Origin of the sequence: Sphingomonas sp. IC081 (assembly GCF_006874585.1) — a bacterium.
Lineage (GTDB): Bacteria > Pseudomonadota > Alphaproteobacteria > Sphingomonadales > Sphingomonadaceae > Novosphingobium.
This window is the reverse complement of record NZ_CP029763.1, coordinates 153929-180085: the sequence shown is the minus strand read 5'-3', so window position 1 is coordinate 180085 and position 26157 is coordinate 153929. Positions and strand designations below refer to the sequence as shown.

Annotated in this window: 29 protein-coding genes; 18 read left to right on the top strand and 11 right to left on the bottom strand. The window is 61.7% G+C overall.

Annotated elements, in window-relative coordinates; genetic code table 11:
- Positions 1-346: 346 nt before the first annotated feature.
- The 6 genes from DM450_RS23575 (at position 347) to DM450_RS26395 (ending at position 6033) form a co-directional block, all read left to right on the top strand.
- Entirely contained in the window at positions 347-2029 is a 1683-nt protein-coding gene (locus DM450_RS23575) for a thiamine pyrophosphate-binding protein (RefSeq protein ID WP_142639767.1), read from the top strand.
- A 2-nt stretch (positions 2030-2031) separates the two neighbouring features.
- On the top strand, positions 2032-2832 hold the full coding sequence (locus DM450_RS23570; RefSeq protein ID WP_142639765.1) for an aspartate dehydrogenase: 801 nt from the start codon (positions 2032-2034) through the stop codon (positions 2830-2832).
- 11 nt (positions 2833-2843) lie between these two features.
- A complete protein-coding gene (locus DM450_RS23565; RefSeq protein ID WP_142639764.1) occupies positions 2844-4307 on the top strand; it encodes an aldehyde dehydrogenase in 1464 nt (487 codons plus the stop codon).
- Between the two features lie 59 nt (positions 4308-4366).
- Complete coding sequence (locus DM450_RS23560) at positions 4367-5176, top strand: IclR family transcriptional regulator (protein WP_142639762.1); 810 nt, start codon at positions 4367-4369, stop codon at positions 5174-5176.
- Between the two features lie 94 nt (positions 5177-5270).
- Positions 5271-5597 (top strand): hypothetical protein, encoded by a 327-nt coding sequence (locus tag DM450_RS26400; RefSeq protein WP_260610676.1) that lies wholly within the window; start codon positions 5271-5273, stop codon positions 5595-5597.
- Positions 5598-5628: 31 nt separating this feature from the next.
- Positions 5629-6033, top strand: coding sequence for a RidA family protein (locus DM450_RS26395; RefSeq protein WP_260610675.1), 405 nt, complete (start codon positions 5629-5631; stop codon positions 6031-6033).
- Positions 6034-6051: 18 nt separating this feature from the next.
- Here the strand turns inward: DM450_RS26395 and DM450_RS23550 are convergent, their stop codons facing one another.
- The gene (locus DM450_RS23550; RefSeq protein ID WP_142639760.1) at positions 6052-6861 is read right to left on the bottom strand and encodes an SIR2 family NAD-dependent protein deacylase; all 810 of its coding nucleotides are present in this window, start codon (positions 6859-6861) and stop codon (positions 6052-6054) included.
- Entirely contained in the window at positions 6858-8120 is a 1263-nt protein-coding gene (locus DM450_RS23545; RefSeq protein WP_185928860.1) for an MFS transporter, read from the bottom strand. The genes DM450_RS23550 and DM450_RS23545 overlap by 4 nt, the downstream gene beginning before the upstream one ends.
- Positions 8121-8305: 185 nt before the next feature.
- On the opposite strand from DM450_RS23545, the gene DM450_RS23540 reads away from it, so the two are divergent.
- From DM450_RS23540 to DM450_RS23505, 8 genes are read left to right on the top strand one after another with little or no spacing between them, the layout of a single operon-like run.
- Positions 8306-8623 (top strand): recombinase-like helix-turn-helix domain-containing protein, encoded by a 318-nt coding sequence (locus DM450_RS23540; protein ID WP_142639756.1) that lies wholly within the window; start codon positions 8306-8308, stop codon positions 8621-8623.
- 5 nt (positions 8624-8628) lie between these two features.
- Positions 8629-9663, top strand: a complete 1035-nt coding sequence (locus DM450_RS23535) for a Rieske 2Fe-2S domain-containing protein (protein ID WP_409529379.1) — start codon at positions 8629-8631, stop codon at positions 9661-9663.
- 1 nt (position 9664) lies between these two features.
- Positions 9665-10453 (top strand): IclR family transcriptional regulator, encoded by a 789-nt coding sequence (locus DM450_RS23530; protein WP_142639752.1) that lies wholly within the window; start codon positions 9665-9667, stop codon positions 10451-10453.
- On the top strand, positions 10450-11346 hold the full coding sequence (locus tag DM450_RS23525; protein ID WP_142639750.1) for a VOC family protein: 897 nt from the start codon (positions 10450-10452) through the stop codon (positions 11344-11346). Before DM450_RS23530 ends, DM450_RS23525 begins: the two co-directional genes overlap by 4 nt.
- Positions 11347-11375: 29 nt before the next feature.
- The gene (locus DM450_RS23520) at positions 11376-11921 is read left to right on the top strand and encodes a cupin domain-containing protein (protein ID WP_142639748.1); all 546 of its coding nucleotides are present in this window, start codon (positions 11376-11378) and stop codon (positions 11919-11921) included.
- A 4-nt stretch (positions 11922-11925) separates the two neighbouring features.
- Complete coding sequence (locus tag DM450_RS23515) at positions 11926-12765, top strand: alpha/beta fold hydrolase (protein WP_011607989.1); 840 nt, start codon at positions 11926-11928, stop codon at positions 12763-12765.
- Position 12766: 1 nt separating this feature from the next.
- Entirely contained in the window at positions 12767-13564 is a 798-nt protein-coding gene (locus DM450_RS23510) for an SDR family oxidoreductase (protein ID WP_176705070.1), read from the top strand.
- A 40-nt stretch (positions 13565-13604) separates the two neighbouring features.
- The gene (locus DM450_RS23505) at positions 13605-14378 is read left to right on the top strand and encodes an SDR family oxidoreductase (protein WP_011607987.1); all 774 of its coding nucleotides are present in this window, start codon (positions 13605-13607) and stop codon (positions 14376-14378) included.
- Between the two features lie 61 nt (positions 14379-14439).
- On the opposite strand, the gene dmpG is transcribed toward DM450_RS23505, so the two are convergent.
- Genes dmpG through DM450_RS23490 form a run of 3 tightly spaced genes read right to left on the bottom strand, consistent with a single transcriptional unit; the run spans position 14440 to position 17197 of the window.
- Positions 14440-15468, bottom strand: a complete 1029-nt coding sequence (dmpG, locus tag DM450_RS23500; protein WP_011607986.1) for a 4-hydroxy-2-oxovalerate aldolase — start codon at positions 15466-15468, stop codon at positions 14440-14442.
- Positions 15468-16403: an acetaldehyde dehydrogenase (acetylating) gene (locus DM450_RS23495; protein ID WP_142639744.1), complete on the bottom strand. Its 936-nt coding sequence runs from the start codon at positions 16401-16403 to the stop codon at positions 15468-15470. Before DM450_RS23495 ends, dmpG begins: the two co-directional genes overlap by 1 nt.
- A complete protein-coding gene (locus DM450_RS23490; protein WP_011607984.1) occupies positions 16403-17197 on the bottom strand; it encodes a 2-keto-4-pentenoate hydratase in 795 nt (264 codons plus the stop codon). The genes DM450_RS23495 and DM450_RS23490 overlap by 1 nt, the downstream gene beginning before the upstream one ends.
- Before the next feature lie 80 nt (positions 17198-17277).
- On the opposite strand from DM450_RS23490, the gene DM450_RS23485 reads away from it, so the two are divergent.
- Positions 17278-18054 (top strand): IclR family transcriptional regulator, encoded by a 777-nt coding sequence (locus tag DM450_RS23485; protein ID WP_011607983.1) that lies wholly within the window; start codon positions 17278-17280, stop codon positions 18052-18054.
- Between the two features lie 175 nt (positions 18055-18229).
- On the opposite strand, the gene DM450_RS23480 is transcribed toward DM450_RS23485, so the two are convergent.
- The 5 genes from DM450_RS23480 to DM450_RS23460 form a co-directional block, all read right to left on the bottom strand.
- The gene (locus DM450_RS23480; protein ID WP_011607982.1) at positions 18230-19453 is read right to left on the bottom strand and encodes an NAD(P)/FAD-dependent oxidoreductase; all 1224 of its coding nucleotides are present in this window, start codon (positions 19451-19453) and stop codon (positions 18230-18232) included.
- 76 nt (positions 19454-19529) lie between these two features.
- Positions 19530-19847 carry a 2Fe-2S iron-sulfur cluster-binding protein gene (locus DM450_RS23475; RefSeq protein ID WP_011607981.1) on the bottom strand — a complete coding sequence of 106 codons (318 nt, stop codon included), beginning with the start codon at positions 19845-19847 and terminating at the stop codon, positions 19530-19532.
- Positions 19848-20041: 194 nt separating this feature from the next.
- Complete coding sequence (locus DM450_RS23470) at positions 20042-20647, bottom strand: TonB-dependent receptor domain-containing protein (protein ID WP_185928858.1); 606 nt, start codon at positions 20645-20647, stop codon at positions 20042-20044.
- Between the two features lie 20 nt (positions 20648-20667).
- A protein-coding gene (locus tag DM450_RS23465) for an IS3 family transposase (protein ID WP_142639738.1) occupies positions 20668-21839 on the bottom strand; the annotation gives its coding sequence in 2 pieces (ribosomal slippage) (positions 20668-21575 and positions 21575-21839; 1173 coding nt in all).
- A gap of 390 nt (positions 21840-22229) precedes the next feature.
- A complete protein-coding gene (locus DM450_RS23460) occupies positions 22230-23114 on the bottom strand; it encodes a LysR family transcriptional regulator (RefSeq protein WP_142639736.1) in 885 nt (294 codons plus the stop codon).
- Positions 23115-23211: 97 nt separating this feature from the next.
- On the opposite strand from DM450_RS23460, the gene DM450_RS23455 reads away from it, so the two are divergent.
- The 3 genes from DM450_RS23455 to fghA are packed head-to-tail and all read left to right on the top strand — an operon-like array spanning position 23212 to position 25628.
- On the top strand, positions 23212-24324 hold the full coding sequence (locus DM450_RS23455; RefSeq protein ID WP_142639734.1) for an S-(hydroxymethyl)glutathione dehydrogenase/class III alcohol dehydrogenase: 1113 nt from the start codon (positions 23212-23214) through the stop codon (positions 24322-24324).
- Between the two features lie 33 nt (positions 24325-24357).
- Positions 24358-24765 (top strand): VOC family protein, encoded by a 408-nt coding sequence (locus tag DM450_RS23450; protein WP_185928872.1) that lies wholly within the window; start codon positions 24358-24360, stop codon positions 24763-24765.
- An 8-nt stretch (positions 24766-24773) separates the two neighbouring features.
- Positions 24774-25628, top strand: coding sequence for an S-formylglutathione hydrolase (fghA, locus tag DM450_RS23445; RefSeq protein ID WP_142639835.1), 855 nt, complete (start codon positions 24774-24776; stop codon positions 25626-25628).
- 71 nt (positions 25629-25699) lie between these two features.
- Here fghA and DM450_RS23440 read toward each other — a convergent pair whose 3' ends face one another.
- The gene (locus DM450_RS23440; protein ID WP_142639730.1) at positions 25700-25960 is read right to left on the bottom strand and encodes a hypothetical protein; all 261 of its coding nucleotides are present in this window, start codon (positions 25958-25960) and stop codon (positions 25700-25702) included.
- Positions 25961-26157 lie beyond the last annotated feature (197 nt).

Genomic DNA, 26157 nt, shown 5'->3' with positions numbered 1-26157 from the left:
GCAGACAGGCCACGGTTCCGGTCGCAATGCCAACATCGTTTGAGCTCGCATAGGGACGGTCCAATAGCGCTTGCCAGTTTCGCTAAGCGGCCGCGCCTACGGATAGTGGAGGCAATGCGGGTATATAGAGGGTATAATGCTCAGCGGGGCGCAGCTCTCGCTCATGCCCAAGACGCGACAGCTGATAGAAACTCATACACAAACTACTTGCTTCATAGGCAAAGCAATCATACATCAATCACGACTGACGCGGTTAGGAGCCGGGCTCCACGCGATGGTTGATGTCGGCTTTGCAGGCCGGCCGCAGCTGGTAACTCGAAATCTCCTAGAAAGTACGGGGCATTGAATGACGAACGTTTTGGCAGAAGTTGTTGACCAGCCCGCAGAAAGTGCGTCGCACGAAGCGACTGTCGGTGAAGTAATCGTGCGCTTGCTCGAGCATTGGGGAGTCGCGCATGCATTCGGGGTAATCAGCATTCACAACATGCCAATCCTCGATCCGCTGGGCGTGCGCGGGAACATACGCTTCATTCCCGCCCGCGGTGAGGCGGGCGGACTCAACATGGCCGACGCTTACGCGCGCGTTTCCGGATCCCTGGGTGTCGCCTTCACCAGCACGGGCACGGCAGCCGGCAATGCAGCCGGCGCCCTGGTCGAGGCGCTGACCGCCGGTTCGCCGGTGCTGCACATCACCGGTCAGGTCGAGGCCGAGCATCTCGATCGCAACCGTGCCTATATTCATGAAGCACCGCGCCAGATGGACATGCTGAAGGCCGTTTCCAAGGCGGCTTTCCGAGTCTCCACGCCAGATGAACTGGTGGCGACGATGGTAGAGGCGGCGACTGTCGCCCTCTCCGCGCCAACCGGACCCGTCAGCATTGAGATTCCTGTCGACGTGCAGGCGGCGCCGTTGTCCGTGCCGCGGACTTTACCTGCTATCGAGCCTCGCGTTCCGCCCACCTCGCCGACTGAAATCGCTTCGCTTGCGGCGTTGCTGCGTCAGGCAAGGCGACCTGTCCTGTTGCTCGGCGGCGGCGCCAGAGGCGCCGAGACTGAAGCGACGGCCCTTGCAGACAGGGGTGTGGCAATCATCACGTCCACGAATGGCCGCGGCATCGTCCCTGAAGATCATGCCATGTCGCTCGGCGCTTTCAATTGCACACCGCAGGTCCAGGCCCTTTATGACGAGGCTGACCTGTTGATAGTTGCCGGTTCGCGGCTTCGCGGTAACGAGACCTGGACCTACAAACTTCGCTTGCCAAAGCAGGTGGCCGTCATCGACTGCGACGCGTCCGCAAACGGGCGCACCTACCAGAACGAGCTTTTCGTCCATGGCGATGTCCGCACGACGCTGGCCGGTCTGCTCGCCGCGCAAGACGCGCTGGCCATTGACGAAGGATTCTCGGCACATATTGGAGAGCTCCGCGAGTCGATGCGCGAGGGTTTGCGTACCGGGCTTGGTGAATATGCCAATCTCGTCGACGCAGCCCAGTCCGCGATCCCGAAAAACGCCGCATGGGTCCGCGATGTCACGATCTCGAACAGCACATGGGGTAACCGCTACCTTCGCATCGGGCACTCGCGCGCGGGTGTGCACGCAGTCGGCGGCGGGATCGGCCAGGGCCTCCCCATGGCAATCGGCGCAGCGCTTGCTTCGCCGGGCGGGGCCTTCGCCCTGACTGGCGACGGTGGCCTCAGCCTCTGCCTTGGTGAACTGGCAACCCTTGCGGAGGAGCAGCCGGACGTCACGCTGATCCTCATGAACGACCTTGGCTATGGCGTAATCCGCAACATCCAGGATGTCGAATATGGCGAGCGCAAACTGTTCTCGAATATTCTGATACCCGACTTTTCCGCCATCGCCGCGGCAATGGGGCTGCGGCACGAGAAGATATCGTCGGTGGGAGATTTTCCCGCGGCGCTTGCGCGCGCGCGTTCCCTGCCGGGGGCTGCGATCGTGGAAGTCGATATGGTCGCGATCGGGCCCTATCCGCAGCGGTTCGCCGGTCCTCCGAGGCTGGAGAAGTAAACATGGCAACGCGCGCGCCTTTGCGGATCGGCTTCATAGGCGATGGCGGTATCGCGCATTCGGTGCGCGAAACCTTGGGGGAATGCGCCGATCTGGATTATGAAACCGTCGCGGTGCTAGGCCGGGCGCCGGCTTACCCGGACAGTGGACCAGGCATCACCACCGCAGAAGAAATGATCGCCGCTTCGCCGCAGATCGTCGTCGAATGTGCCGGTCATGCCGCCGTATCCGAATTCGGAGAGCCCATCCTGCGCGCGGGTATTCCATTGCTCGTGGTCTCGATCGGGTCACTCGCCGATGAAAGTCTGCTGGCACGCCTGAGGCGTGCTGCCGAGGATGGCGGCACGCATGTCATTCTGGCGGCGGGCGCGATGGCAGGAATCGATGCGCTTGCTGCCGCCCGGCTGGGGGGACTTACCAAGGTTCGCTATATCGGCCGCAAGCCGCCTCTTGCCTGGGCGGGAACGCCGGCTGAACAGTTGCTGGACCTTCCCTCGCTGCGCGAGCCGACCACCTTCTATGTCGGATCGGCCCGCGATGCTGCGCTGCAGTATCCGAAAAACTCGAATGTGGCGGCGACGATTGCGCTCGCGGGCATCGGATTTGATCGCACCGAGGTGGAACTTGTCGCCGACCCGACAGCGGCGAAAAATGTTCATGAACTGCTGTTCGAAGGGGCGGACGGCCGCTTCGAGATCAATATCTGCGGCGAGCCTTCCCGCGCCAATCCCAAGACGTCTGCGCTCACTGCACACAGCATCGTGCGGATCTTGTCGGGCCTGGCCTCGCCAGTCGTCATTTGAATGGGACTCGAATGGATTTCACAAAGATCTTCGTCGGCGGCGAGTGGCGCGAGGGCAGGGGCGGCCTCACCGATAGCATAGACCCGGCCGATGGCAGCCTCGTGGCTCGCCGCGGTGTGGCGAGCGTTGACGATGTCGATGACGCAGTTGCCGCCGGCCTCCAGGCTTCAGCGGATCCGGAGTGGCGTAACATGCTGCCGCATCAGCGCGCGCGCATTCTCGCCCGCATCGGCGACGCCATCGAGGCCGATGTCGAAGCGATTTCCGCGCTTCAGACCGCGGATACCGGGAAGACCCGCGCTGAAACCAGGGCACTTGCTCTGTCCGCAGCCGGAACCTTCCGCTATTTCGCGGCCGCGCTCGAAACCATGGACGAGACGCTGACGTCCCCCCGGGGATCGTATCTGACGATGTCCGTCCATGAACCGATCGGGGTCGTCGGAGCAATCACGCCATGGAACTCGCCGATCGCCAGCGACGCGCAGAAGATTGCGCCCGCGCTCGCTGCCGGCAACGCGGTCGTTCTGAAGCCAGCCGAATGGACGTCGCTGGTATCCCTGCATCTTGCGCGTCTCGTCGAGCAGCAGGGCTTGCCGAGGGGGCTGTTGTCCGTACTTCCGGGACCCGGATCCGTGATCGGTGACGCGATCGTGCGGCATCGCGGCGTCGGCAAGATCCTCTTCACGGGCGGCACAACGACCGGCCGCCGCATCGCGGCAGTAGCGGCGGAGAAGCTGATGCCGGTCTCTCTCGAGCTCGGAGGCAAATCGCCGACCATCGTGCTTGAAGATGCCGACATGGATCAGGCCATTGCCGGTATCCTTTTCGGGATATTCAGCTCGTCCGGCCAATCCTGCATCGCCGGTTCGCGTCTCTTCGTGGATCGGTCGATCTACGATGCCTTCGTCCCTCGCTTGGTCGAGCGGGCGGCGGCGTTGCGGATCGGGCCCGGGACATCGACCGAGACACAAGTCGCGCCACTTGTCTCGACGATCCACCGCGACCAGGTCGCGGCCCATGTCGAGCGGGCGTTGGCTGCGGGGGCAACCCTCCTTTGCGGCGGCGAGGCACCTTCAGGCCCGGAATTCGACCAAGGCGCCTATTATCGCCCCACGATTTTGGCAGGCGTCCCGAACGACGCCGTGATCTGTCAGGAGGAGATCTTCGGACCCGTCCTGGTCGTACTTCCGTTCGACGGCGAAGAGGATCTCGTCGCCCAGGCGAACGACACGGTCTTTGGCCTCGCGGCCGGCATTTGGTCGCGAGATTTTCCGCGCGCCTATCGGCTCGCGCGGCGCCTCGAAGCGGGAACGGTCTGGGTTAACACCTACAAGCAGTTCAGCATATCGACGCCGTTTGGCGGATGGAAGGAGAGCGGTCTGGGCGTTGAGAAGGGGCGCGACGGAATTCGCGCCCATATGCGCCAGAAAAGCATCTATCTAGGGCTGGACTCCCATCCGCTGCCTTGGGCATGAACTATATTCGCTTTACAGGCAAAGCGTGATAGTCGGAGCCGAACGGAAAGAGGTATCGGATGGCCGACGAGACGAATCAGGAAACAATTGACGAGCGCTATATCGTTCCGGGGCTCGCGCGAGGCCTGCAAATGCTACAGTCCTTCACCCGCGACCGGCAGGAGCAAACCGTTGGCGAGATGGCCAAGCGTGTGGGGGTATCGCGTTCGAGCGCCTTCCGTATAGTGTACACTCTCGAGGCGTGCGGATTTCTTCGCCGTATCGAGGATTCACGGCGCTACCAGCTCGGATCGCGCGTTCTGGAACTTGGGTATAGCTTCCTGGCCGGCAAGGACCTCATCGAGGTCGCGACGCCTATCCTCAGAAAGCTTCGCGATGACACTCAGGCATCGACCCATCTCGCGGTCCGTGAAGGTCGCGAGGTCGTTTACGTGGCCCGCTTTCAGGGAAGCACGTCTTTGATCAGCGCGATGACGGTCGGCACCCGGCTTCCCGCCCATGCGACCGCGCCGGGGCGGGTGCTCCTTACCGGCTTGCCGCTTTCCGAGGTCGTCCGGCTGTATGAGGATTACAGCTTCGAGACCTACACGCCGGATACGCCGGACAGCATGGGCGCACTGATCAGCCTGGTGGAAAATGACCGGCGCGAGGCCTGCGTTGTAAGCTGGGGATTTTACGACAGCAACGTCGCCAGCATCGCGGCGCCGATCTTCAACGCGACGGGCAAGCTCGAAGCGGCGGTGTCCGTCAGTTGCCCGATCAACACCTATGACCAGGCGACGTTCAGCACGCAGGTCCGGGCGACCGTCTTGGCGGCGGCTGCAGAAATATCGCGCGGCCTGGGCTACCGTACGGCAAAGGCGGCCTGACGTGGTTTCATGATACTTTTGCGCCCGACAACCATATTTCTTCGTCGAGGGCATTGGCGCAGGCGGTGTATTACCTTCAAACGACTGGGCGGAAATGACTGAAACTCCTGAGACGATACTGCTCACGATCTTGTTGCGGCACGATCAGACCAATGACCTCGACGCCATTCAGTCGAAGCTTAAGGCCGCTGACTGGTGGGAGCGCTTTCCTCCAGAAGGATGCGAGATCGTATCCTGGGTGGTGGCGATGGGCCTGGGCCAGATCGTCACGCTCCGTCTGCCTTCCTCCATGCTTGCGACTGTCAACGTCGAGCTCGAGCGGTCGGCCTGGGGCGTCTTCCGGACCGAATGCTATCCGGCCTACGATTTCGTGCCCGTGCGCGAGAAAATTCGGGAGCGTGTCCGGGCGGGCGGGCAATGACGGGAAAAATGCCCCGGTCGGCGGATCGCAAATGATCAAGGTCAGGCCTGTGATCGCGCCCTCCGACCCGCTTCCGGCTGCGGCAAGCTGGTCGCCGGCTCTCCGGATCGGCGAAGAGCTGATCGTGTCGGGTGTGCATGCCAGGCAGGCGAACGGAATGATGCCGGCAGATGCGGCGGCTCAATTCGACGCGGCGCTCGACAAGCTCGAAGCGCTGATCTTCGCGGAAGGCGGCACGCGGGACAATGTTGTGAAGCTGACCGTCTATCTTTCGGATATAGCGGACAAGGATGCCGTGAATGCTGTCCGGGCCCGCCGGTTTGGCCCGATTTACCCCTGTTCGACGCTCCTCGCGGTGAGCGGTTTCGCATTTCCGGAGCTCAAGGTCGAGGTTGACGCGATCGTCAGGCTGGATGCCACGTTGAACGGCGGATAGTCGATTCACCTGCCCATTTCAGCCGGCTGCAACCGCGTCCCGCAGCCGGGAGAGGAAGGCGAGCATCGACTCGGCCGGATGATCGGCTTTCTCGTGCAGGACCGTGATGCCCCACTGTTCGAGCACGGCGTCCTGGACCGGATCCTCCTTGGCGGTGAAGACGAACGAAGCGGGACGGTCACGCTCGCGGCCGGAGTCGCGCCAGGTCTGCCACATCCGGTACAGCGTCAGCCGGATATTGAGGTCCGACATGCTATAGCCGACGAACAGCAACGTGCGACCGAGCGCATCGGCCTTGAACTTCGTATCCAGCGGCGTCTCAAATGCCAGGCGCTTGAAATAGTCGGTCTCCGCGATAACGAGCGATTCATCGTCATCGAAATCGCCGTGAAACTTCACGATTTGCGGCAAGCCGATATCCGCGTTCACGATATCACTCGTATTGGCGACCTTGACGAAGCGCTTGTCATGGAGCTGGTAGGCTTGCTCCAGATTATTGTCATAGTTGGTCGTGTAGATGATCGGAAAATCGAGTTCGACGATGATATCGTGGATTCGCGATTCCTTGACGCGTTCAAGGGACACGCTCCACGTGCGGTCCATCCAGCTACGCAATGGGCCGATGCTGCCATGCTGGAGGCGGTAATATTCTGCGAGGGTTTGATAGGTCCAGGTGCCGTCGAGGTTTTCCAGGCCGAGTTCGCCGCGCATGTGATCGATCAGCTCAGTCCAGGATGGCAAGCCGACACTCATCGACACGCCGGCGCCCGCGAAAAGTATCGCGCGGCGTTCGCGGACGGCAGCGGCGAGTTTGGCGAGGGAACTCATGCCGCAGCTCCGACGATCGACCGATCGATTGCGTCGAATGGCGGCCGTCGCGACAGTCCAGCGAGAGCCAGCGCCGACACGCTCATTACGATGGCTGCGATCAGCATCGGTGCCTCATAACTGCCGAACTGCTCACGCCCGAAGCTGAACAGGACCGGACCCAGCGACGCCCCGATGACAAAGCTTGCCAACATATAGCCATAAATCCTTCCGAAACTCCGTTGACCGAAATAGCGGGCAATGAAAAGCGCGATCACGTCGCTTTCCGCGCCGAATCCCAGCCCGATTGTCAAGGCGATCAATAGCAGCATCGGAAAACTCGCCGTACCGGCGAATAGAGCCGCCAGCGCGAAACCGAAGGCCGAAAGTGAGAAAAACGCTATCGCGACGCGAGATACGAGTATGCGGTCAGCAAGCCACCCGACCAGGACCCGGCCAAGGATCGTCGAAATCCCATAGGTCGAGGTCACAAGTGCCGCCTCAGACGCGGTGAAGCCCCGATCCGTAACAAAGAGCGCAATGTTCGGGATAACGCCGGTGAGAGCGGTTGAGGCAAGCAGTATCGCGAACATGATCTGCCAGAACGTCGCCGTCCGGCGCACCTCAGAAAGCGTCATTCCTGGCAGCGTTTCCCCATTCCCGGAAAAGCTGGCCGGTCGCGGACGGGCGAGAACCAGATTCGCCAGCAGCGGCAGGATGAGGACGATTCCTCCAAGCATCGCCAGGGCCGCGCGCCATCCGGCAAATTTGATAAGGCCGACGGCGACGACCGGTACGATCGCATAACCTATTCCGAGGCCAGCTGCGGCGAGTCCAACCGCCAGACCGCGCCGCTGCACGAACCATCCGGCGATCAGCTTCGTATAGCTGATGCTTTGTGTTCCGACGGTTAATATGCCCCACAGAAAGCAAACGAAATAAAGCTCCGTTAGGTTCTGCACCGCAAAGGCGATCGTAACGAATCCTGCCGCGAGCAGAAGCATGGACGGGAAGAGAACGCGACGCACGCCCAATCGGTCAATAAGGTGGCCCGTAAACGGCGAAGCGAGAGCGCTTGCCACATTGAGGAAGGTGAGGGCCAACATGATCTGTCCCACCGTCCATCCGAAAGCCTCGTGCATATGAGGCGCGAACAGGCCGATCGACCCGAAAATCAGCGGACCAGGACTGAAGGCCAGGCCGATTGCGGCCCCGAGTACGACCCCCCAGCCGCGATACGACAGCGTGTTCTCGGATTTCTGCATCGCTTTCGTGATCACGCTATCGCTGTCAAAACATGATCTCCATATGGATACCGGTCTCATATGCAAAGCGATGCTCCGGGAAAAGTCAACCCATAACGCCAGGATCACAGGAAACACAGCGATATATATTGACAACGGTCACGGCGAGAGACAGTGTGTGTTCATTCCGCTAGATTATGTTTTGATAGTGAACCGATCCGATGCATCATACCAATCCCTTTCTACACGTTGCGGCGCGTTCAGAAGCTAAGGGTGGCCCGACCACCATCGAGGAGCCGAAAGCGGTCGAGAACATCGTCTTCCAGACCCGGGGCGGACCGCTCGATCCGTTCGAGGATCGTCTCGCCGACGAGTTGATGACGGTATTCGATGGAGGCGCGGTCGAGCTTGAAGACGTGGTCGCCGGCCTCAACGCTGCCGGAAGCCGGGACCGCGCCGGAGCGCCGTGGACGGGGCAGAGTTTTTCCGGGCAAATGGCGGCATCGGCTGACGGCCTCTTTGCGGCTTCGGAAGGATGATCGCGATGACGAATTTGGCTCACAGTGCATTCGAAGCGCGGCTCAACACCGGCGTGCTAAACCTCTGGTATCCGGTCGCACCAAGCTGGATGGTGGCGAATGCGCCGGTCGGCCTCACACGCTTGGGCGAGCGCATTGCGCTATGGCGCGATGCGGACGGCGCTGTGCATGCGATCGAGGATCGCTGCCCGCACCGAGGCGCGCGCTTGTCGATGGGCTGGAACGTCGGCAGCCGTCTCGCCTGCTGGTATCATGGTGTAGAAGTCGATGCCGAAGGCCGCATGGCGGCAGTTCCGGCCATCGGGCGTTGCGAAGCCGAAAAGCGTGCCCGCAACAAGTCCTATCCGGTCATCGAACGCGCGGGCGCGATTTTCTTGTGGTTCGGCACGCCCGGGATCGAACCGGAACCGCTTCTGCTGCCCGACGAACTCAATGGGGGTGATTGGGAAGCAATCCTCTGCACCGCCCACTGGAACTGCAACTATCGCTATGCCGCCGAGAACGTCATGGACCCCATGCACGGCGCTTACCTTCACGCCATATCCCATTCGATGGCAGAGGGGGACAAGAAGGCGGTCATGCGGGCCCGGGCAACCCAGAACGGCTTCATCTTCGAAAAGACGGATCAAGCCGGCATCAATTTCGACTGGACGGAGTTCGGCGCGACCGGGACGTGGTGGCAGCGTCTGGCCATCCCTTATCGCAAGAACGCCGGGCCGGGCGGCTCCTTCTACATTGTCGGTATCGTGACGCCGGTTGATGAGACCAGTTGCCGCGTGTTTTTCTGGCGCTGCCGCAAGGTACAGGGCTGGCAGCGCGACGCGTGGAAGTTCCTTTACCGCGCCCGGCTCGAAGGCCTGCATTGGGATGTGCTGGAGCAGGACCGGATGATTCTCGAAGGCATGCTCGATGACGCGCGCGACAATGAAGCGCTCTACGCGCATGACGCGGGCCTGGTCCGGCTGCGCCGCCTGATGGAAGCGGAAGCGAGAAAGCAGGTCGAGGTCGAAGCTCAGGCACCTGTCGCAGAGCCGGCGTGACATGAGCGTTCCTGCCCTTGAACGAGGGGTATCGATACTCCGGATGTTCCGCCGCGATCGCGCGTCGATCGCGGCACCGGAGATTGCTACCGAACTCGGGCTGGCTCGATCGAGCGTGCATTCCCTGCTCAACGCGCTCGTCGATCTGGGATTGCTCCGTCGACTGCCGAATGGGCGCTTCGCGCTCGACGCGGGCGTTCTGACGCTCGGTTTCGAGTATCTCGGTTCGCTCGCCATAACGGATCTGGCCTCATCGATCCTCGAGCGCCTGCGCGACCAGACGGACTGGTCCAGTCACCTGGCGGTGCGTCAAGGACGGTCGATCGTCTATCTCAGCCGCTTCGCGAGCCGGCAGGCGATCACGCGCAATGTCGCTGTCGGGACCAGCTTGCCGGCGCACTCGACCGTCATGGGACGAATTCTGTTGTCGGATCTCGAACCGACCGCGCTCCGCGCCTTGTATGCCGAGGAATGGGACAATCTGATTGAATCCCGCCGCGCGACATCCTTCGCCGATTTCATGGCGATGCTTCGCGCGGATCGTGAGCGGGGCTACGCGGCGAGCAACGGCTTTCACGAGCCGGGCGTGGGCGTCGTCGCCGCGCCCGTCCGTGACGCGTCATTGCAGATCGTCGCCGCCATCAATGCCGTGGCGGTCGGCGATCATGGCTCTGGCATGGAGCAGGCCACATCGCATGTGCTCGCGGCGGCGCGGGAGCTCTCCCGCCTTCTCGGCGCGCCGGCGACTATGCCGGAAGCCGGCGACACCCTTCTGGAAAGGCAGATATGACTATTTGCGGTATCGACTGCGTCACGTTCGGCGCCGCGGACATGGAAGCGGCCCGCCGCTTTCTCTCGGACTGGGGTCTGGAGGACGCTGGAAGCACGACGGACTGCCTGCGTTTCCTGACCCGCGACAGAACCGAGGTCGTGGTCCGCGCCATTGACGATCCCGACCTTCCGTCAGCGATGCAGGATGGTCCCACCCTCCGCGAAGTAGTGTGGGGTGTCGCGGACGAGGATGAGTTGACCGCGCTCTCCATCCGGCTCGGCGGCCTCGCCTCGATTGTCGATCCCAACGGGCTGGTCCACGGTTTCCGTGTCACGAGGCGCGTCCCGGTCCAGGCGGATCCGCAGGACGTCAACGGGCCGGGCGTCGTCCGCCGCGTCGATGCCCGGTCTCCGATATATGACCGCGCACGACCGATCTCGATCGGGCACATCGTGTTGTTCGTCGACGATCTCGAAGCAATGCTGGCCTTTTTCACCGACCGTCTCGGCTTCACCGTCAGCGACAGCTATCCCGGGCACGCCGCCTTCTTGCGGGCGCGCACGCCAGGTCCTCATCATGATGCGTTCATCCTGCGTCGGCCCGGTAATCCCGGGCTCAACCACGTCGCCTTCACGGTCAGCAACATCCACGAGGTGTTCGGCGGCGGTCTGGCGATGAGTCGGCGGGGCTGGGAAACGGATATCGGGCCCGGACGCCATCCGATCTCGTCCGCTTATTTCTGGTACTTCAAGAGCCCGTTCGGTGGCAGCCTCGAATATTATGCCGACGACGACTGGTGCACGAACGCGTGGGAGCCTCGCGAATTCGAGCGCAAACCCGAACTCTTCGCTGAGTGGGCGATCGCTGGCGGCATCGACGGCAACACGCGCCGTCAGGCCCGCGCGGCCTGACCTTCATCCTAGACACACAGGAGCGACAGATGACCGATACGCTCGCAGCAGCAGCACCGAAAAACAGCATCGTGCCGGAAGGCAAGACGCTGGCCGATTGGGTGGAAAGCCGCACGGCCCGCTACGAAACCCGCAAGCTCGACTGGAATGCGCTTAAATTCCAGGCCGACTATGATCCTAAGTACAAGCGCGCGCAGATGCGCTATGTCGGCACCGGCGCGACCGGCGTCTCGGCAGACAGCAACACCGTGCCGGCCGAGCATTTCACCTTCTCCACCATGGTGCTTCCGGCCGGTTGCGAGGGGCCCCTGCATCTCCATGACGACGTCGAGGAGGTCTTCTTCATTCTGAAGGGGAACAAGGTGAAGCTAATGTTCGAGTGCGACGGCGAATATTGCGAGACCTATGTTCGCGAGCGGGACCTCGTATCGGTTCCGGCCGGGATCTATCGGGGGCTGGTCAACGAGGGAATTGAGGAGGCGCTCATGATCGTCTGTCTTGGCACAAACGTTCCCGAGACGCCGACCTATCCGCCGGATCATCCTCTTTCGAAGATCAAGCGCGCAAAGAACTGATCGGGTGGAGAGAAGCCGATACGTCGAACCCGACCCGGAGATCATCGAGGTCGGCAAACGGAAGGTCACTATCAGACAGGCTGGTGCCGGTCCCGGCTTGCCGCTTGTTCTGCTGCATGGGATCGGTTCGAACTCAAGCGCGTGGGCTGGGCAGTTCGCGGAGCTTGCGAGCGAGCGTCGCGTGGTCGCGTGGAACGCGCCCGGCTATGTCGGTAGCACGCCGCTTCCCATGGCTGCGCCGACCGCGGCTGACTATGGCGCCGCGTTACACGGGCTTCTCGACGTGCTGGCAATCGAACGGGCCTTGCTCGTGGGGCAGTCGCTGGGCGCGATCATGGCGACGGCGGCAGCCCTGCAGGGGCCGGACCGCTTTGCAGGCCTGGTCCTGGCCAGCCCGGCGAGCGGCTACGCGGTTCGGCCCGATGACGTGCTTCCGCCGCGGGTCGCCGAGCGCATCGCCGAAGTCGAGCGCTTCGGTCCGCTGGGACTCGCCGATCGGCGCGCGCATCGTCTCGTGACAGAGAACGCCGCTCCGGAGGCCCGCGCACTTATCCATCGCGTGATGTCCGAGGTAACGATCGAGGGTTATACGCAGGCCTCGCGCATGCTCGCCCATGCGGATCTTGGCGAAATGGTGTCGCGTCTCGCAGTGCCGACGCTGGTTCTGTGGGGGGAATCCGATGTGATCACGCCTCCGGCGGGATGCGCGGCTATCGCCGCAGCTGCGCCGCGCGCCGCATCTCGCGCTTTCCCCGATCTGGGGCATGGCTTTGCGACCGAAGCGCCCGCGCTCTTCAATCAAGCGCTCACCACCTTTCTGGCTCAGATCGAACGACAGGGGTAAACTGATGGATCTGCGACTTAGAGACAAGGTAGTACTGGTGACCGGGGGATCTTCAGGGATAGGCTTGGAGACGGTTCGTCAGTTCCTGCGCGAAGGGGCGAGGGTGGTGTCGTGCGCGCGGGGGCAGGAAGGGCTCGATCGTTCGGCTTCGGCGTTGGCGTCCGAAGGGGCTGGGCCTGATCGCTTCATCACACAGGTGGCAGACGTTCTCGATCAATCGGCGATCGACCGTCTCGCAGAAACGGTCAAGACACGGTTCGGTCGCCTCGACATACTGATCGCCAATGCTGGCCAGGCGCGCATCTCGACCTTCGCATCGACGCTCGACGCGGATTGGGAAGCCGAGCTGAACCTGAAATTCTTCAGCGTCATTCGCCCGATCCGCGCATTCGCGCCCATGCTGAAGGAAAGCAGCGAAGGGGCGATCGTCGTCGTGAACTCGCTGCTGGCGCGCCAGCCCGAGCCGCATATGGTCTGCACCTCCGCGGCGCGCGCCGGCGTCCAGAATCTCGTCAAGTCGCTGAGCGTTGAGCTGGCTCCCGCCGTCCGCGTCAATTCGATCCTGCTGGGAACGGTCAACAGCGGGCAATGGGAAAGACGGTTCAGTGAGCGAGCGCGGCCGGGGCAAACGATGGACGACTGGCTTGCCGAGCTTGCGGCCGAGAAACAGATTCCCCTCGGGCGCTTCGGTCGTCCCGAAGAGCCCGCGGCGGCGCTGGTCTTTCTTGCCTCGCCGGTGTCCGGCTTCACGACGGGAGCCGCGCTGGAAGTGGCAGGCGGCGTGTCCCGCTTCGCCTGACGCCGGCTTGAGGATAGTATGAACATATCAGGGGACAGCTATGACAATCAAAGGGGCGATTGACCTCGTTGGCCGGACAATCCTCGTCAGCGGTGGTGCTCGCGGCCTCGGTGCCGCCTTCGCCGAAGCTTGCGGGAAAGCAGGCGCGCGCGTGCTGATCGCCGATATCCGCGCCGACCTTGGCGCCGAAACGGCGACCCGCCTGCGCGCTGACGGCATCGACATTGACCATTATGAAGTCGATCTCGCCGACCCGTCGTCGATCGTGCGTCTCGCAGGGAGGATCGCCGAAGATGTCGGCGTGCTCGACGGCCTCCTGAACAACGCCGCGCTGGCGACCGGCATCGGCGGCAAGGGCTTTGACGAAATCGACATCGAGACGTGGGATCGGGTGATGGCGATCAACGTCCGGGGCACCTGGCTCATGACCAGGGCCTTCGCTCCCATGCTCAAGGCCTCCGCCCACGGCGGCCGGGTCGTCAACCTGGCCTCGGACACGGCGCTGTGGGGCGCGCCGAACTTGCTCCACTATGTTAGCAGCAAAGGCGCGGTGATCAGCATGACGCGGTCGCTCGCAAGGGAATTGGGCGCGGCGGGCGTTTCGGTCAACGCCATTGCGCCTGGTCTCGTCCGCGTCGAAGCGACCGACTATGTCCCTGAACAGCGAAAGCAACTCTATGTGCAGGGTGCCGCGATCCAGCGGCCGCAAGTCCCGGAGGATACGGTCGGCACGGCCGTCTTCCTGCTGAGCGATGCTGCGGCTTTCGTCTCGGGGCAGGTGATACCCGTCAACGGCGGCTTCGTCTCCGCCTGACCCCGTCCACCAAGGCGCCCGCCGATCGGGGCGACGGATCGTTTCCGCCGCCCCGATGCCTTCAATTGCGGCTTGCCGCCATGTCGAGCGCGACGTCCACGATCATATCCTCCTGGCCGCCGACCATGCGCCGGCGCCCCAGTTCCACCAGGATCTCACGCGTATCGACGCCATAGTCGCGGCTCGCCTTCTCTGCATGGCGAAGGAAGCTCGAATAGACGCCGGCGAAACCGAGGCTCAATGTCTCGCGATCGACGCGCACCGGGCGATCCTGAAGGGGACGCACCAGCTCCTCGGCCGCATCCATCAGCTTGTAGAGATCGCAGCCATGGTGCCAGCCTTTCCGCTCGGCCGCGGCGATGAACACCTCGAGCGGCGCGTTGCCGGCGCCGGCACCCATCCCGGCAAGACTCGCGTCGATCCGGATCGCGCCATGCTGCGCGCCGACGATCGAATTGGCGACGCCGAGCGACAGATTGTGATGGGCATGGATGCCGCGCTCGGTCTCGGGGTCGAGCACGCGATCATAGGCCAGCAGCCGCTCCCGGTAGCCGTCCATGTCGAGCGCGCCGCCCGAGTCCGTCACATAGACACAGGTCGCGCCATAGCTTTCCATCAGCTTCGCCTGTTGGGCCAATTGGTCGGGTTCGATCATATGGCTCATCATCAGGAAGCCGACCGTATCCATTCCGAGATCGCGCGCGGCCTGGATGTGTTGTTTGGAGATGTCTGCTTCGGTGCAGTGGGTCGCGATCCGAACCGAGCGCACGCCCAGGGCGTAAGCGTGCTTCAGTTCCTCGATCGTCCCGATGCCTGGCAGCAACAAAGTGGTGAGCTTCGCATGCTTGACGACGTCGGCAACCGCCTCGATCCATTCCCAGTCGGTGTGCGCCCCAAAACCATAGTTGAAGGACGAGCCGTTGAGGCCATCACCATGCGCGACTTCGATCGCGTCGACTTTTGCTTCGTCGAGCGCTTTCGCGATCTGCCGGACATGCTCGATGCCATATTGATGGCGGATCGCGTGCATTCCGTCGCGCAGTGTCACGTCCTGGATGTAGAGTTTCGTGGTCGTGGGATCGAACGTCATTATGCCGCCTCCAGCATGCGTCGCGACGCGATTTTCTCGGCGGTCTTCAGGCCCGCCGAAGTCATGATGTCGAGATTGCCGGCATAGGCCGGCAGATAGTGTGCGGCGCCCTCGACTTCGAGAAACACACTCGTCTTGATCCCCTCGAAAGTGCCAAGGCCAGGAATCCGGACGGGTTCGTTCGAGCCGAAGCGCTCGAATTGCACTTTCTGCTTCAGGCGATAGCCCGGGACATAGGCATTGACCTTGTCGACCATCGCGGCGATCGCAGCCTCGATCGTGGCTTCGTCCGCGCCGCTCGAGAGCGTGAAGACGGTGTCGCGCATGATCATCGGCGGTTCGGCCGGATTGAGGATGATGATCGCCTTGCCCTTCGCCGCGCCGCCGACCTGTTCGATGCCCTTGGACGTGGTCTCGGTGAATTCGTCGATGTTCGCGCGGGTGCCAGGGCCCGCGGACCTGGACGAGATCGAGGCCACGATCTCGGCATAATGCACGGTGGCAACCGAAGAAACCGCAGCCACGATCGGGATCGTCGCCTGGCCGCCGCACGTCACCATGTTGACGTTCGGGGCGTCGAGATGGGCATCGCCGTTCACGACCGGGATCACATAGGGGCCGATCGCCGCCGGTGTGAGATCGATCATCACCTTGCCGGCCGAGGTGACGACCTCGTTGTGCCGGGCATGCGCGCCCGCCGACGTCGCATCGAAGACAAGGCCGATATCCGGCCAGCACGGGAGGCGGACGAGGCCCTCTATCCCATCGGACGTGATCGCGACCCCAAGGCGCTCCGCGCGCTTCAGTCCTTCGGATTCAGGATCGATGCCGACGAAAGCGGCCATCTCGAGGATGTCCGACGTGCGCATGATCTTGATCATGAGATCGGTGCCGATATTGCCCGATCCGATAATTGCGACTTTGACCTTCGCCATCACGCGTCCCCGTCATAATGAAATTGAACCTCGCCCAGCCCGCCGATGATCGCGCGAACATGTTGCCCCGGTGCGAGCGCCACCATGGGCCCAAGCGCGCCGGTCAGGATGATATCGCCGGCCCGCAATGGCTCGCCGCGTTCGGCAAGCGTCCGGGCGAGCCAGGCGGCCGCCTTGAGGGGGTGGCCGAGGCACGCCGCGCCGGCACCGATCGAGACGGGCTGGCCATTGACCTCAAGCACCATTCCGCACGTGTAGAGATCGAGGCCCGGCAGCGCCTTGCGCTCGCTGCCCAGCACGAACCGCGCCGACGACCCATTGTCCGCGACAGTATCGGCGAACGTGATCTTCCAATCGGCAATACGGCTGTCGACGATCTCTATCGCCGCAACGGCATAATCCGTTGCCGCCGCGATCTCATCCTCGCTCGGTGCGTTCCCGGTGAGATCTCGGCCCAGGACGAGCGCGACCTCCGCTTCCGCCTTGGGTTGGAGAAGGCCGGCACCGACGCGGCCGCCATCGGCAACACGCATGTCCTCGAAGAGAACGCCAAAATCCGGTTGATCGACGCCGAGCTGCGCCTGCACGGCCTTGGCGGTGAGTCCGATCTTGCGTCCGACGATGCGGCGACCCTCGGCTTCCCAGGCACGCGTGTTCCGTTCCTGGATAGCATAAGCGTCATCGATGCCCACGGGATCGAGCAGATCACGCAGCGGGGCAACAGCGGGACCGGTATAAGCATTTTTGAGCCGGTCGGCCGCGATTCGAATATGGTCTTTCGTTGGAATGTCCATGCAACGTCCTCTCTTCGAGAAGCGAGATATCATCACCGCAGCCTTGCAGCCACGGCACTTAACCCTCTATATCTCACCTAGTGAGAAGAAGAGAAACTCCCCGTGGCTCGCTGGAGCGATCGCTGATGATCCTTTCCCGGATTGTCAGCGACCAGGCGGAGCACAATGTCACCGCGCTGGCCGGCGAGCTCGGGTTGCCCGTTCCCACCGTCCACCGCATCGTTGCGGGCCTCGCCCATAGCGGCTTTCTAAGCAGGGTCGCGCGAGGGCGCTATGGCGTCGGGTTTGCACTAAGGGCGCTGGCGACGGAGGCCTGTTCGACCTCATCCCTTGCCGTGCTCGTTCGCCCTGAACTGGACGATCTGGCGCGCCGAACACGGCGGATCGCGCATTTCGGCATCTTCGAAGGCGACATGGTCACTTACCTGGTGAAGGCGGGTTCGAACGGGGACAGGCTGTTCACACGCGAAGGAATGCAACTCGAAGCCTATTGCTCAGGTATAGGAAAGATTCTTCTTGCCGATCTCGATGCGGCCGATCTTGATCGCTACCTTTCCGCAGGTCCATTTATCGCGCTGACCGATACCACACAGACCGACCCAGGCGTCTTGCGCGACGAACTCGAACGCGTTCGCCAGGATGGCTTCGCAATGGACGACCGTAGTGTCGCGCCCGATCTCACCTGCTTTGCCGTTCCGGTCCGCTGGCCGGACGGCAGGGCGCGGGGCGCCATTTCCGTGTCGACCCTCGCGCCGGACACGATTCCGCATGTCGACGGCCTTATTGCGCGTATGCGAAAGAGTGCGCTCGCCATCGAGCATCGCGTGTTCGGTCAGGCTGGACCGAGGCGACCGTAAGAGGCAGTTCCTGTTCGAGGAGGTCGACGAAGCGGCGCACCCTGGGCGGGAACGCACGTCGTGGCGCCGCCAGCGCCCAGATCGGCTCGTCGCTGCCCTGCAGGTCTTCAGGACTGAGACCAGGCGACACGCGAAGTTGGGCAGAGGGACCCGAATACCAGGATAGCCGGACTGATTACACAAATGCTTTCAGTGGCAGCGCTGGGTCAGATAGCGCCTCAGGACTTGCTGCGACACGAGTTGCGACCAGCGCCTTGCCCTGGACATAGTCTTTGACGGCATTCACGCAATCGAGCGCGATAACCCGGCCCTGGTTGAGATAAACGATGGAAAAACTGCGGTCCACCGGGTTGCCACGCGTTATTGCCGCGTCATGTCCGGCCGACAGTCCTACCGTCTGAAGGCGCAGATCATATTGGTTGGACCAGAACCACGGCACCGAGACGTAAGGTTCTGGATCGCCGGTCAGTGTTCGGGCAACGGTCGTCGCGAGATCGTTGGCGTTTTGGACCGATTCAAGCCGGATAGGAAGATTGTCGGCAAAGGCATTGATATGCAGCGCGCAGTCGCCGATCGCGAAAATGTCAGGCAACGAGGTCCGGCCATGCTCGTCCACTTGGACCCCATTCATGCCAAGCGCTCCCGCAGCCAACAAGGGTTCGACCGCCGGAACGATACCGATGCCCACAATCACCATGTCCGCGGCAACCAGCGTTCCATCGGCGAGGCGAACGCCAACGGCCCGGCCGTCGCGTCCCTCGATGCAATCGACAGCTGCACCTAATCGCACGTCGACCCCGTGCGCCCGATGCTCCGCTTCGAAGAAGCGGGACAAGGCTTCCCCGGCGACACGCGCGAGGACACGGTCCTGCGCCTCCAATACGGTCACATGCTTCCCCATTTCGGCAAGGACCGCTGCCGCTTCCAGGCCGATATAGCCGCCACCGATCACTGCTACTCGAGCCGTTTCAGGAAGCTCCACGATCATCTGGTCTACATCGGCGCGGGTGCGCACCTGATGGACTCCAGCGAGATCATGGCCGGTGCATGTCAAGCGGCGGGGGCGTCCACCCGCTGCCCAGATCAGTCGGCCGTAACCAAAACTCTCTCCATCGTCGGTCGAGACGGTATGTGCGGCAGGATTGACCGCGGCGACGCGTCTGCCGGTCAACATCCTCACACCGCGTTCCTCCCAAAAGGTGGCCGGGCGGATGAGTATGCGCTCGAACGCTTTCTTCCCCGAGAGATAGTCCTTACTGAGAGGCGGCCGCTCATAGGGCAGATCAGGCTCCTCGCCGATCACCGCGATCGATCCCTCGAAGTGACGCTGGCGTAACGCTATCGCCGCCTGGGCGCCACCGTGGCCGGCGCCCACGATGACAACATCATATGTGATCATGATCCATTATTCCCTGGGCCGGCTTCGAGCGGGCACGCGATCGATGGAAGGGTGGCTCGTTCGCTGTCAAGACTGTTCAATCTTCCGGAGCAATCGTTATTCTGAGCCCGTCCAGATCGTCGCCGAAGGGCAACTGGCAGGAGAGCCGTGATCGGTCGATGCGATGGTCCGAACTGTCCAGAAGATCGTTCTCGTCCTCTTCCATAGGTGGAAGGCGGTCGATGAAATCGGCATCGACATAGACATGGCAAGTCGCGCATGAGCAGCAACCGCCGCACAAGGCGAGCAATTCGTCGACCCCCCCGTCGCGAAGTGCTTCCATGACGGAGAGGCCGGACTGGGCTTCAATGCGGCTTTCGGAGCCGTCGCGTTGGGTAACTAAAATACTTGGCATGGGAATCCTTAGCCCAGCGGGCGCATTTGATGCATCGACTTAGATGATCGGCCATAATTTCTATAATAATCCCGCGGTGGCTGAGGCCGCCGAGATCGACGTTCTGATATATAAATCATCTTTCCCGATCCAGCAGCTTTATGCCTCGGCGTCCAATCTCAACCTTGGGACACAATGCGACTATCGATCCACCCTCAGAACTTCTGGTTCAAAGTGATTGCCCAGTTGCGTGGCATCCCGTAGGCAACCTCGGTATTGGCGCTAATCGTGGTGAGATCGAAGCCCACCGATTCATACCGCTTGTTGAAGACGTTGTTCACTAGGAAATTGATTGAGAGTCCGGAGGTATTCCGCCATCCAATCCGCCCGTTAACCAAGACGTAGTCGCCAATGCGATTGGACGAGAAGTTCCGAATGTTGTGGTAGAAGTGTCCCGTATAGGTGAGATCGCCACCGAACTCGACTTCGCCGCCGGCAACCGACCAAGGCGTGATCCATTGAGCCTGTGCCGCTACCTGCTTTTCTGGTGCGAAGGCTGGCTTCACGTCGGCAATTATCGCCGTTGCCGTTGCCGTTGCGGGTGCGATCGTGACATCTCTCACCCTCGCGTTGAGGATCGAGCCGGAGAGCGAGGCCGTCAGCGATCTTGTAATGCGGGCAGAAAGTGCCAATTCTGCGCCGTAGGTCCGAGCCTTGCGATTGGACACGAAGCCTGAAGCATTGCTGAACAGATAAGCCTGGTAATCCTTATAGTCATAATAGTAAAATGACGTTGCAATTGATAATTGATCTGCCCCCACCGAGTGGACCGATTGGAGTGTTAGTGGATTAAGCTGATCGCCGCCATATCCGGACGGAGGTGGAGCGAAGCGGAACCGGAGGCCGGATATGGCGGTGTCGCCGTTTCCGGTGCCGGTGGTCGGTATCCCAGGCTGCTATGAGGGCGGACGGTGTTGTAATGCCGCCGCCAGGCTTCGATCAGCACCCTAGCCTCAGCGAGGCTGTAGAAGATCTCGCCATTGAGCAGTTCGTCGCGAAGCGACCCGTTGAAGCTTTCGTTATAGCCATTCTCCCATGGTGATCCCGGAGTGATGTAGAGCGTCTTCACGCCGATCTGACCCAGCCATTTCTGGACAGCGGTCGCGATAAATTCGCTGCCATTATCGGATCGTATATGGGCCGGGGGGCCGCGCGAGATGAACAGATCGGCCAAGGCCGCCAGAACATCCTCGTGCCTGAGCTGCCGTGCCACGATGAGCGCCAGGCACTCCCTGCTGGCCTCGTCGATGATGGTCAGGATTCGGAACTTGCGGCCGTCATGCGTGCGCCCTTCGACAAAGTCATAGGCCCATACATGCCCTGGATATTCGGGCCGCAGGCGGATGCATGAACCATCATTGAGCCATAAACGCCCACGCTTTGGCTGGCGCAACGGAACCTTCAGCCCCTCACGACGCCATATCCGCTCAACCCGCTTATGGTTCACTGTCCATCCCGCATGACACAGCAACGCCGTCACCCGGCGGTAGCCATAGCGACCATATTGCTTCGCCAATGCGATGATGTCCTCGGTCAGCGCCTGTTCGTCATCCGCCCCGCGCGGCATCTTGCGCTGCGTCGATCGATGCTGACCCAGCACCCGGCATATCCGTCGCTCGGATACCGGAAACTCTCGTCGCACATGATCAATGCAGCGTCGCCGCCGCGCGGGGCTTAGAAGTTTCCCCGTGCAGCCTCCTGCAGGATCAGCTTGTCCAGGGTCAGGTCCGAGATCGCCCGGCGAAGACGCTGGTTCTCCTTCTCCAGATCCTTCATCCGTCGCGCCTGATCCGTCTTCAGGCCGCCATATTCCTTGCGCCAGCGATAATAGGTCTGCTCGCTGACCGCGATCCGGCGGCAGGCTTCGGCCGTGCTCGCTCCCTGTGCCAGCACGATCTCAACTTCACGCAACTTGCCGATAATCTCTTCCGGCTTGTGCTTCTTGCTCGGCATTCATCGTCCCTTTCGTGGTCCAGACTATCATAGTCTCTGGGCCACTCAGCGGGGGGCAGATCAGTGCTAGGCTCGGACTTGAGTTCTAGGCTCAGGATCTGCAATTGCGAAGCTCGGTGGTGCTAATCCCTTGAGTGTTTGGGGTTCTTCCGCACTTGCCGAGCGGGAGCTTGGTCACGCCGTATCGGGTCGATGCATTGACTGGACGCGAGTTTTGGACCTATGCGGTGCCGCTCGCATGAGCGTCATCAGTCTCAATCTGAATGGCCAAGCCCTGATGCGGGCCTTTGGGCGCGGCGATGCACCGCGAATCGCCGCAATTGCAGAAACCGCGGGGTCCTTCACTGGCGGCGCTACTGTTCGGCTGTGCGGCGGCGCGCGCCGTCAAGTCTAATGCGAGGCGATTAGATGCGGCAATTCGCGTTCCAAGAGATGCGTGAAGCGCCGCACTCGCGGCATGAATGCGCGGCGTGGTGACGCCAGGGCCCAGATCGGCTCGTCGCTCCCCTGCAGGCTCTCCAAAACGGACACCAGACGCCCCGCACGTAGGTGGTCGGCAACGTAGAAGAGCGGTATCTGACAGAGACCCAGTCCATCGAGGGCGGCATCGGCCAGGGCAGTCCCACTATTGCAATTCCATCGTCCGCGCGGAGTGAAAATCCGGGTTGCGCCCTCGACCTCGAAGATCCAGCGATCACGAGCGCCAACCAGGCATTCATGCGTCGTGAGATCGTCAATGGACAAGGGAACACCCGTACGCTGCAAATAGTCGGGCGAAGCGCACATAATAAGCCGTCGAGAACCGATGCGCCGGGCAACAAGACGGGTGTCGGCGACACCGCCGGTGCGCACGGCTATATCGAAGCCTTCGCCAACGATGTCGACAATCCGGTTCGATAGCTCCAGACGCAACCGTATTTGCGGGTGATCGACCGCGAAGCGGCGAGCAAGGGGTGCGACGAACCGTTCGCCCAGCGCGGTCGAGCAAGTCACCCGAAGTTCGCCGGCAATTGCAGATCCAGCGCCCAACGACGCAAGTGCTTCATCGCGCTCTTGCAGAATACGACGAAGCTGATCGGCCAGCGCGCGTCCCTCCTCTGTTAACGCGACCTTGCGCGTTGTGCGCACGAACAACTGCGTCGAGAGGCGATGCTCCAGCCCGCTCACTGCACGGCTTACATGAGATGTCGACACGCCAAGAGCTCGCGCCGCCGCGACGAAACTCCCACTGTCGGCGATGGCGACGAATTCCTCCAGACCGGCCCAGGCAAACATCTATTATCCCTTTGGCGCAACAGTTATTTGCCGAATGGCCTATTTATCTCATTTCGACAACGATTATAACAAAGTGACTTTTTCGGGAGAGTTTGGAATGAAGACCCGTGCCGCCGTAGCGTTCGAGGCAAAAAAGCCGCTCGAAATCGTCGAACTCGATCTCGAGGGACCGAAGGCTGGCGAGGTACTCATCGAAATCATGGCGACGGGCATCTGCCATACCGACGCCTATACGCTCGACGGCTTGGACAGCGAGGGCATCTTCCCGAGCGTATTGGGCCACGAGGGCGCTGGTATCGTGCGCGAGGTGGGCGTTGGCGTCGCCAGCGTGAAGCCCGGCGACCATGTGATCCCGCTCTACACGCCAGAATGCCGCCAGTGCAAAAGCTGCCTGTCGGGCAAGACCAATCTCTGCACTGCGATCCGCGCGACCCAGGGCAAGGGGCTGATGCCTGACGGCACGACGCGCTTTTCGTACAATGGCAAGCCGATCTTTCATTATATGGGCTGCTCGACCTTCTCGAACTTCACCGTTCTGCCCGAGATCGCCGTCGCGAAGATCCGCGAGGACGCTCCGTTCGACAAGAGCTGCTACATCGGATGCGGGGTCACCACCGGCGTTGGTGCGGTGATCAACTCGGCAAAGGTCACGCCGGGCAGCAACGTGATCGTATTCGGTCTGGGCGGCATTGGCCTGAACGTCCTCCAGGCAGCACGGTTGGTGGGCTCGGACAAGATTGTCGGTGTCGATCTCAATGACGGCAAGGCTGAATGGGGTACTCGCTTCGGAATGACCCATTTCTACAATCCAAAGGGCAAAACCACGGCCGAGGTTGTGGCCGATCTCGTGGCTCTAACGGACGGCGGCGCCGACTATACCTTCGATTGCACCGGCAACACCGAGGTGATGCGTCAGGCGCTCGAGGCCTGTCATCGAGGCTGGGGCGTCTCCACCGTCATTGGCGTAGCCGAGGCAGGCAAGGAAATCAGCACGCGTCCCTTCCAGCTTGTGACGGGCCGGGTTTGGCAGGGTTCGGCGTTCGGCGGCGCCAAAGGCCGTACCGACGTACCCAGGATTGTCGACTGGTACATGAACGGCAAGATCGAGATCGATCCCATGATCACGCATGTCCTGACGCTGGAGGAGATTAACAAGGGGTTCGACCTGATGCACGCCGGCGAGAGCATCCGCTCCGTCGTCGTGTTCTGAAACTGATACCGAAGCATTTTATACCAAAGGAGAATACTCATGGCAGTGATTTCAGGTGACGGTGTGTTTTCGCATGTTTTCATTGGTGCGAACGATGTCGAGGCATCGGCCAAATTCTACGACGCGGCGCTCGGCGCGTTGGGCGTCAAGAATCTTGGGCCATTCGGTAATGGCTGGATTCTCTACGGCAAGGAGAAGCCGGCGTTCATCATCGCAAAGCCGGGCAATGGCGAAGCAGCTTCCGGAAACGGCGTTACCGTCGGTTTCGCCGCCACTTCGACTGCGGAAGTAGCTGCGTTCCACGCCGCCGGCCTCGCCAACGGCGGGACGGATGAAGGTGCCCCCGGTTCGCGCGATCACCTCCCCGGCGCCTATGCCGCCTATCTGCGCGATCCGGCAGGCAATAAAATCTGCTCCTACGCCTTTACGGACGGCAACTAGGCATGAGCGTGGAGCAGGTCAGCGCCAATCGGGCCTTCGGAGGCGTGGAAGGTGTGTACAAGCACGCCTCCACTGTGACCGGCACCGACATGACCTTTTCGGTCTATGTGCCTCCGCATGCGGAGGGCACGAAGCTGCCCGTCGTTTGGTATCTTTCCGGCCTGACCTGCACCCACGCCAACGTGACGGAAAAGGGAGAGTTCCGCGCTGTCTGCGCGGAACTTGGCCTTATCTTCGTCGCGCCCGACACATCTCCACGCGGCCCCGATCGAAACGGAAACCCCGTGCCGGACGATGCAGAGGGTGCTTATGATTTCGGGCTGGGCGCCGGCTTCTATGTCGACGCGACAGAGGCACCGTTCAACCAGCACTACCGCATGTGGTCCTACATCACGGAGGAGTTGCCCGTCCTAATCGCAGAGAATTTCCCTGCTGACATGGATCGCCAGTCGATCATGGGCCACAGCATGGGCGGCCATGGCGCCCTCACCATCGCGCTTAACCATCCCGACCGGTTCAAGGCCGTTTCCACGTTCGCTCCTATCGTCGCGCCTTCGCAGGTGCCGTGGGGACAGAAGGCGCTGAGCAAATATCTCGGCTCAGACAGGGCGGCCTGGCGCAAGCACGATACCGTCGCCCTGATCGAGGATGGCGCCCACATTGCCGCTATCCTGGTAGACCAAGGTACGGCCGACGTGTTTCTCGAAAAGGAATTGCGTCCCGAATTGCTGCGCGCTGCCTGCGACACCGCAGGTGTCGATCTCACGCTTTCCTTACGCGAGGGTTATGATCACAGCTATTATTTCATCTCGACCTTCATGGGGGACCATCTGCGTTGGCACGCCGCACGGCTTTTTGCCTGAGCAAAGAGGGAGACGCTACTTCCGATGCTTTACCGCCCCATGCCCGCGCCGCGCTTGGGAAAGGAATGACATTACAATGCATCGCCTGATTCCCACAGTTCTGCCAGTGACAATTGCAGCGGCGATGGAGTCACCTCGTTCACGTAAGTCCCAACGGCTTCCAATACAATGCCGAGATTGATCCCTCTGTTGGGATGCGTCACCTCTTCCAGAAATGCGAAATGCTCACGGGGGATATGCAGCGCGATTTGTCTAAGGTTGTCATGATCACGCGGCGGCGGCGAAGCAGCTAGCTCGTGGGAGGCATAGTTTGCCATAGCTTTGCGGATCATCGTTGAAACCACGCTGTCTAATCAGCGCATATTGTAAAGGAGTTTTAGTAATTTGAGCCGCTGAACGAAGGCGGCCGCGCACAATGCTTGCCGCTTACATTGCACACAGGCCAACGGTGTGATGGCGACAGGGTTTGGAGTTGTATGGCGACCGATGACGAGTGTTTCAGCTTCCCAACTATGATTAGGTGGCGTGG